Annotated in this window: 6 protein-coding genes; 3 read left to right on the plus strand and 3 right to left on the minus strand. The window is 67.9% G+C overall.

The features are described from left to right. Positions 1–3: 3 nt before the first annotated feature. The 3 genes from CFN78_RS11340 to CFN78_RS11350 all read right to left on the minus strand — a co-directional run bounded on the left by CFN78_RS11340 (position 4) and on the right by CFN78_RS11350 (position 3,818). Positions 4–1,725 (minus strand): alpha/beta hydrolase, encoded by a 1,722-nt coding sequence (locus CFN78_RS11340; RefSeq protein ID WP_094862669.1) that lies wholly within the window; start codon positions 1,723–1,725, stop codon positions 4–6. After that, positions 1,725–2,042: a hypothetical protein gene (locus CFN78_RS11345; RefSeq protein ID WP_094862670.1), complete on the minus strand. Its 318-nt coding sequence runs from the start codon at positions 2,040–2,042 to the stop codon at positions 1,725–1,727. Before CFN78_RS11345 ends, CFN78_RS11340 begins: the two co-directional genes overlap by 1 nt. A gap of 615 nt (positions 2,043–2,657) precedes the next feature. Beyond that, entirely contained in the window at positions 2,658–3,818 is a 1,161-nt protein-coding gene (locus tag CFN78_RS11350; protein ID WP_094862671.1) for a DICT sensory domain-containing protein, read from the minus strand. Positions 3,819–4,211: 393 nt separating this feature from the next. Between CFN78_RS11350 and CFN78_RS11355 the strand changes: the two genes are divergently transcribed. The 3 genes from CFN78_RS11355 to CFN78_RS11365 all read left to right on the plus strand — a co-directional run. Continuing rightward, the gene (locus CFN78_RS11355) at positions 4,212–4,736 is read left to right on the plus strand and encodes a gamma carbonic anhydrase family protein (protein WP_094862672.1); all 525 of its coding nucleotides are present in this window, start codon (positions 4,212–4,214) and stop codon (positions 4,734–4,736) included. 53 nt (positions 4,737–4,789) lie between these two features. Next, positions 4,790–6,727 (plus strand): arabinofuranosyltransferase, encoded by a 1,938-nt coding sequence (locus CFN78_RS11360; protein WP_133116327.1) that lies wholly within the window; start codon positions 4,790–4,792, stop codon positions 6,725–6,727. Positions 6,728–6,811: 84 nt separating this feature from the next. Then, positions 6,812–7,217: transposase (locus tag CFN78_RS11365; RefSeq protein ID WP_205660492.1), on the plus strand; the 406-nt coding region annotated here is incomplete at its 3' end.

A 7,217-nucleotide genomic window follows, 5' to 3' on the forward strand; every position in this document is an offset into this window, starting at 1 on the left:
GTTTCATTGTTTTTGTACTGCCAGTTCTGGTTGTCCGGCTATAATTGCAGCCATATTGTGTTCGCTGGTGGACATCTGGCCGTCGCCCACGGCGTACTCACTGTGTCCCTGTGAGGCGATCATTGGGCCGTGTTGTTCGGTGGAGAGTTGGTTCATTCCTTGCATGTGTTCCAGGGGTGGTCCGTATCGGTCGCCGTAAGGTATGACGTTGGCGATGGCATCGCCCTCGGCGGAGAGGTTGTAAGCGTGCCCTTCGGGAACGTGGAGGTTTGCGGCTACCTGGGCGGGATTCTCGCCTTCGGAGATTCCGGGTGAGCCGAAGAAAATGGCGTCGTCCACTCCGTGGCTTTGGGTGAGCGCGATACCTGTCGTGGTCGATCCGTAGGAGTGTCCGAGCGCGGTCAGATGGGGCTGATCGTCGTCGAGCCGGGAAGCGTTGATCCCTTCCTGGAACTTGGCGAGCTTTTCCGCGCCCTCGTTGGCAGGATTACCGGTAAGGAGTTCGTCCAGATCCTCGACCCGCGTCGTGGGTGGTTCGTAACCCAGCCATGTCACCATCGCAACTGACTGCCTGCTGGGATCCTTGAGCATTTGGTTGGCGTATTGACGCATCTCGTTCATGTCATTGACGTAGCCAGCCATGCCGTTTTGGACGTTGGAGTTCATTCCGGGGGTGAAGACGCCGACGTGTTTGGCGGTGTCGATGTTGCCGGTGGCGACGGCGGCCATGGCGGTGTCGCCGCTCATATCCAGGGACAGAAGTTGGTGGTCCGGCTTTGGCTGCTTGGTTCGTGGGTCGAGCATCATTCTGTCTACCGAGTCGAGTCCGGCGAGTTTGTCGTTGAATTTGGTGATCTCGGCTTGCAGGACGTTACGGGTGTTTTGATGGCCGGGGCCGTTGGTGAGTTTGTCGATTTGGCCTTGCAGGTCGGCGCGTGCGCTTTGCAGGGTGGTGCGTTCCTTGCCGATCAGGGCGAGGTTGGCGTCGTTGCGTGCCCAGCCTGTGACGCCGTCGCGGTTGCCGACCAGTTCGGGCCGGTCGGCGATGAGTCGGCGTTGCTGGTTCTGCGACAGGGTGGACCACCAGGCGGCGTTCTGCGCGACGGTCGCGCCTTCGGCGGGCGGCGCAAGAATGGACAGGCCGCCCAGGGTGAATCCGGCGTCGCCGAACGAGGAGAGGCTGGTGTTGGTGTTGTCGTTGCCCGAGCTGTCGACCATCGTGCCGGAGAGCATCTCGTCGAGAACGGCGCAGGCGTCGGAGTCGATGTCCTCGGCCTGCCGGAGCACCTGTTCGACCCGGTCCTTGAGTTCCTCGGCGGTGCGTTGGCGCTCGGCGGCTACGGCTTCGGCCTGGTCGGGCGGGGTGCCCGGCGGTGGCCCCTGGTCGCTGATCGCCCCGTCCGGGCCGATGGTGAAGCACTGGGCTTGGGCGAGTCCGAGTGCTTCTTCCCGAGCGTGCACGACTCCGGTGATCGCGTCGCCGATATCACCGAACGCGCGGCGTGCCGCGCCCAGTTCGGCGGCAAGTTCCTCGGCCGCGTCCACGAGCTGGTTGACCCGGCCGGTCGCGGCCTCGGCCGCGGGGCCGGACCAGCCTTCGACGCTCGCGGCGGCACGCAGCTCGTCCGACGCACCGTGAAGTTCCTGGAACTCGGCGTTGAGGGGGCCGACCACTTGCTGGGCCGGCGCTGGGTCCCACCGCAGGACGTCTGCCCAGGTGACCATCAGAGCGCCTTCCGTCCGCCGGCACTGGCTGCGTGATGGAGGTCGGTTTGCGCGGCTTGCTCGTTCGAGCTGTAGAGCTGCGCCGCTTGGCCGAGCGAACCGGACACCTCGGAGAATCCGGTACTCAGGCTCCGGGTGCGCTCCTGCCACGCTGAGCGGAGAGCGTCGATCTTGCCGACGATCCGGCCGCCCGGCATGCCTGATTCGCCGGTCGGCAACCGGCCAGCGGCGTCGACCCCCGCGATCGCCTCGGAGGCGCCGCTGGCGGCTTGTCCAGCCTGCCGCACCGTCTCGATGACCGCTTCGTACCCAGACATGACCAGGCTTCCCCTCCCGAGCCGATGTGGTTGTGACGTTACGACACCGTTCGGATGCTGTCAGCCATATCGAAGTGATTCGAGTACCCCACCGGGTGGCATGTGCCGATGATTGCTCAGCGCGGCTGAGTGGGACTACTCATCCGCGCCACTGTTGCTTGCTCGCGCATGTGGACAGTTGGTACCGCAACGACACTTCGTGACGGCCTCGTTGGCGCTGGAGCTCCTAACGAAATGATCTCCAAGGAGGTTGGACCACTCCAGGACTGATGGTCCGGTGGTTCGGCCGAAGCCGTTAAAGGCGACGACGAGTTGTGGGCGGTGCGCGCCGCGCCCCGGAGACGGCCGGGCACCGGAATTCACCATCGGAACCGGAGGAGTGGGAATCCCGCTCCGGGAACGCGGCGTGCCGCACAGCTTGCCGACCTGGGAACCCGAGGGGTCACGTTGACCCATCGGGCGGGCCGTGGGCCGGACAAGAGGACAACGGATGTCGTCCGATCACCTTCCGCCGGCTCGAAGATGTCACATGTGCGGTATTGCGGAGGGCAACGAGTTCTGCGTCCTCGCGAGCCGCTGCCGGTGATCCGGTTCCGAACCGGTAAGCCGAACCCGTCAACCGAACCAGCGGTGCGAGCGGGTCGCCAGCGCCGTGCGCCCGTGTCCGCGGGGTGGTGCGGGCTCCGCGCGCGGCCACACCGGAGCGTGCGCGACCGCCGGGAGCTGTGCCCGCAACGCGGGCAGCGGCAGCGGACGGCGCCGGGTGAGCGTGCTGGCGATGCTCGGATTGAGCTCGACGAACGGATAGGTGGCCTGCAGGGAACTCAGCCGGTCGTTGATCTGGCGGCCGGTGTCGTCCAGTACCCGCTCGGTGACCGCCGGCTGGATGAGCAGGAACTCCTCGGTGCGGATCCGCACGGCCCGGTCCAGCGGGCGCAGGTCGTGCCGCAGCAGTTCGGCGATGTTGTGTTCGGTGTGGATTCCCGCCCTGGTGCCGAAACGGGCGTGCACGTCCGCCAGTTCGTCGACGCGCACCAGTGTCAGTCCCAGCGAGACGGTGTCGGCGGCGACGCCGACCCACGGTTCGATCGAGGCGAGCGTGTGCAGCCCGGTGCCGGGATCCCTGCCGTGGCCCCGTTCCTGCCGGACCTGTTCGATCGCTCTCGCCGCTTCCTCGCGCTGTACCTGCAGCCGTCCGGACACATGCCGCAGTGCCGCTTCGGCGCGCTGCTCGATGTCCAGCGCCGCCGGGCTGAGCACGCTGTTCAGCGTGGCGTCGATGCGCTGCCGCACCATCGGCGGGAGGCGGTCGCTGAGCAGGTCGCGCAGCCGGACCACTTCGGCGTACGCCTCGTCCCGGCGCATTCCCCAGCGGCCACGGAACAAGCGCGACGATTCCAGCGAGACGCCCTGCCCGTCCACGTCCTCGAGGTCGTGTGCGATCACCGAGGCGCCGAACGTGGGCGAGAGGACGACCACGGACCATTCGCGGGAGAGCCATTCGTCCGGCCGCAGCAACACCGGGGTGACGCCCGGCGGCAGATCGGGACGGCCCTGGTCGACCATGCCGACGACGGTCACCGCGGCCCGGGCGGCGATCTTCGCGTACACCTCCCGTTCGCGGTCGAAATAGGGCAGCCGCTGGAACATCGCGATCACGACGGCGTCACCGAGGTCGATGTCGGCGAGCGCGGCGTGCTCCACCGCGTGTGAGGCGATCACCAGGGATCGTTTGGTCAGCAGCCCGGCTCTGGCGGCCGATGAGGGCTCGTGCATGTGCGGATGTCTCCCGATACGAAGAGCTTTGCGGAGCGGATTCCGGGAGTCGCCGTTGTGTCACGCCACGACGGCAGCACGATCGGTTGTGCAGGCGACGGGAATTGGGGGTCCCACGGTAGGAGAGTCCGCTACCGGACGCCAGGTGCACGAACGGGTGGCGAATTCGTGAATTCGTCACCGCAGGTGATCGCGCGGAATTCGTGACCGGAAATGGTGCGACAACCGGTCACTCGAGGTTGCCGCATCGCAATTCGTCGGCATATCGCGTTCTCCCGACCGCGATGCGCCGACGAATTGCGGTGGACGGTCGCCGAGGGCGGGCCACGGTTTCGCCCCGGCCCCCATCCGGCCCCCATCCGGCCGCGCCGAGGCGGCGCTTAGGCTGGGCGCATGCCGCTGTTCTCCTTCGAGGGCGTCAGCCCGACCGTGCACCCGGACGCCTGGATCGCCCCGACCGCCACGTTGATCGGTGACGTGATCGTGGAGAAGGACGCTTCCGTCTGGTACGGCGTGGTCGTCCGCGCCGACTTCGGCCGGATCGTCATCGGCGAGGGCGCCAACATCCAGGACAACTCCGTGCTGCACGTCAACGACGGCGTGTGCGAGATCGGCCGCAACGTCACCGTCGGGCACATGTGCCTGGTGCACGACTGCACGGTCGGCGAGCAGGCCTTGATCGGCAACGGATCGACCGTGCTGGACAAGGCTGAGATCGGGGCGAGAGCGCTGGTCGCCGCCGGAGCCACGGTGACGCCGGGCTCCGTCGTCCCGCCCGAGGTGATCGCCATGGGCAGCCCGGCGAAGAAGCACGTTCCGCTGACCGACTCGGCCCGCGTCTGGGTGGAGCACAACGCCGAGATCTACCGGCAGCTCGCCCGCAGGCACGCCGAGGGCGTCGCCCCGGTCCAGGACTGAGGGTGGCCGGCGAGATCGAGTCAGCACACGCACGAACGGAACGCCGAACACCGATGACCGTCCAGATCGAGGCGGGCTCGCTGCGCCGGGCCGCCGTCGAACTGCTCCCAGCCGTCCTGGTGGCCGCGCTGGTCAGTGCCGCCCTCCAGCTCCTGGTCGAGGCGCTGCCGATCCCGCCGGGTTCGCAGGTGCCCAACGCGTACTCCGGCTTCGCCATCGCCGCCACCGCCGGGCTGCTCCTGCTCCTGGCCGTGCGCAGCCACTGGCCGCGCTGGGCCACCCCCCTCGCCTGGGGCGGCGCCGGAGCGATCGGCACGCTGTGGCTGTCGTTCGCGCTCGCCGGCAGCCGGTTCTACCTCGGCGGCGTGAGCTGGGACCAGACCCCGCGGGTGCAGTACCTGGCGCGGCTGGCCGAATCCCCGGCGCTGACCGACCTGAACTACGCCGACCTGCCGCCCTTCTACCCGGCAGGCTGGTTCTGGGTCGGCGGACGGCTGGCGGACCTGTTCGGCGTCCCCGGCTACGAGTTCTACAAGCCGTATGCCATCGCCACCGTCGCCGTCGCGGCGGCGCTGGTGTTCGTGCTGTGGAGCGTGGTCGTACCGCGCCGGATCGCGTTGCTGCTCGCCGTCGCGACGGGCATGGTCGCCATCCGCGGCGCCGCCTACGAGCCGTACTCCTGGCTGACGCTGGCGGTGATCCCGCCGCTGGCCGCGATCGCCTGGGCGCTGTTCCGGGACGCGGGCACGCTGTCCCGGCGCACCGTCCTCGGTGCGGTGCTGCTGATCGGCGGGTTCCTCGGGGTCAGTGCGGCCGTCTACACGCTCGCCTTCGGGTTCTTCGGCTTCCTGCTGGCGGTGTTCGCCGTCGCCGCGCTGGTGGCGGGCAGGCGTTCGGGCAGGTCCGCCGGGGCAGTGCTGCGGACGCTCGTGCCACGGGTGCTCGGCATCGGTGTCGCGGCTCTGCCGCTGACGCTGTTGCTGTGGACGCCGTATCTGCTGGCCGTACTGCGTGATCCGGTGTCCGGCAGTACCGCTCTGCGCTACCTTCCGGAGATCGGCGCGCTGCTGCCGACGCCGATGCTGGACTTCTCCGTGGCGGGCCTGGTCTGCCTGACCGGTACCGGCTGGCTGCTGCTCGCCTGGCGACGCAGTGCACTGGCCAGGGCACTGTCCGGCGTCGTGCTCGCCTGCTACGCCTGGTACGCCATCTCGACGGCCGCCCTGCTCGTTCCACTGACGCTGCTGCCGTTCCGGGTGGAACCCCTGCTGGAGGTGGCGCTGTGGTGCGCGGGCGCGCTCGCCGCCACGGAGGTACTGCGGTGGCTGCTCACCCGGTTCGGCCACGTCTTCGACGCGGTTCCCGCCCCGCGCGCGTCCCGGGTGCTGCAGCGCAACCTGGTGATGGGCGTGGTCGCGGTGCTGGCCGTCGTCGCCGTCGGGCAGGAGGCACGCGGGGACAAGCGGAGCCTGGTGCCCGGCTACCTGGACGCGGCCGCCAAGGACTACGACCTCGACGGCACGAACGCCCTCGCCGACCGGGAGACCGACCAGGACGGCTACTGGTCCGGTGAGCTGACGCGGACGATCGAGTCGATGACGGGCAAGGCCCCCACCGACATCACGCTGCTCACCACGTTCACCGACCTGCTCGCGCTGCGGCCGTACCACGGGTTCCAGACGACCATCTCCGGCTGGGCCAACCCGCTCGCCGACTACCTCGGCCGCAACGAGCAGATCGACACCTGGGCGGCGAGCACCGACGCGGCCTCGTTCAAGAAAGCGTTGGACGAGAGCAGGTTCCGCGATCCCGAGGCCTTCGTCTTCCGGCGCTCCGACGAGGGGTACACGATGCGCGTCTCGTTCGACATCTTCCCGCGTGAGCCCAACATCGGGTACCGCGAGGTGACGTTCGACGCCGCCCTGTTCGACGATCCGGCGTTCCGCAAGCAGGACGTCGGCCCGTTCACCGTGATCACCCGCGAGGGCTGAGAGGGTGTGGTGAAACCCGGCTCTGTTGGTGGACGCGGGTGTGGTAGTTGATCTTTGTTGGGTGGTTTGTGGTCATCTTTGTGGGTGTGTCGGTGTAGCTGTGTGCCTGTGTATGCCTCGTCGTTGACTGATGCGCAGTGGTCGGTGATCGAGCCGTTGTTGCCGGTGGTGCATCGGCGATTGGGTGGTCGACCGAGAGTGCATGATCGGCGGCTGGTGGTGGACACCATTTTGTATGTGCTGGTCAGTGGGTGTGCGTGGCGGATGGTGCCGCATGATTTGGTTCCGTGGAGTGTGGCGTACCGGTGGTTTCGTGAGTGGACGCTGGATGGTTCGTGGCAGCGGGTGCACGACACCTTGCGCGATCGGGTTCGGGCGGTGGACGGGCGTGACCCGCAGCCCTCGGCTGCGGTGCTGGATTCCCAGTCGGTGAGGAGTTGCGAGGGTGGCGAGGCAATCGGTTACGACGCGGGGAAGCGGGTGCGGGGTC

Source organism: Amycolatopsis antarctica, assembly GCF_002262875.1.
GTDB lineage: Bacteria > Actinomycetota > Actinomycetes > Mycobacteriales > Pseudonocardiaceae > Amycolatopsis > Amycolatopsis antarctica.

Coding starts and splice junctions, on each gene's coding strand:
- CFN78_RS11340 (WP_094862669.1), bottom strand. CDS start 1,725: ATGGTCACCTGGGCAGACGTCCTGCGGTGGGACCCAGCGCCGGCCCAG.
- CFN78_RS11345 (WP_094862670.1), bottom strand. CDS start 2,042: ATGTCTGGGTACGAAGCGGTCATCGAGACGGTGCGGCAGGCTGGACAA.
- CFN78_RS11350 (WP_094862671.1), bottom strand. CDS start 3,818: ATGCACGAGCCCTCATCGGCCGCCAGAGCCGGGCTGCTGACCAAACGA.
- CFN78_RS11355 (WP_094862672.1), top strand. CDS start 4,212: ATGCCGCTGTTCTCCTTCGAGGGCGTCAGCCCGACCGTGCACCCGGAC.
- CFN78_RS11360 (WP_133116327.1), top strand. CDS start 4,790: ATGACCGTCCAGATCGAGGCGGGCTCGCTGCGCCGGGCCGCCGTCGAA.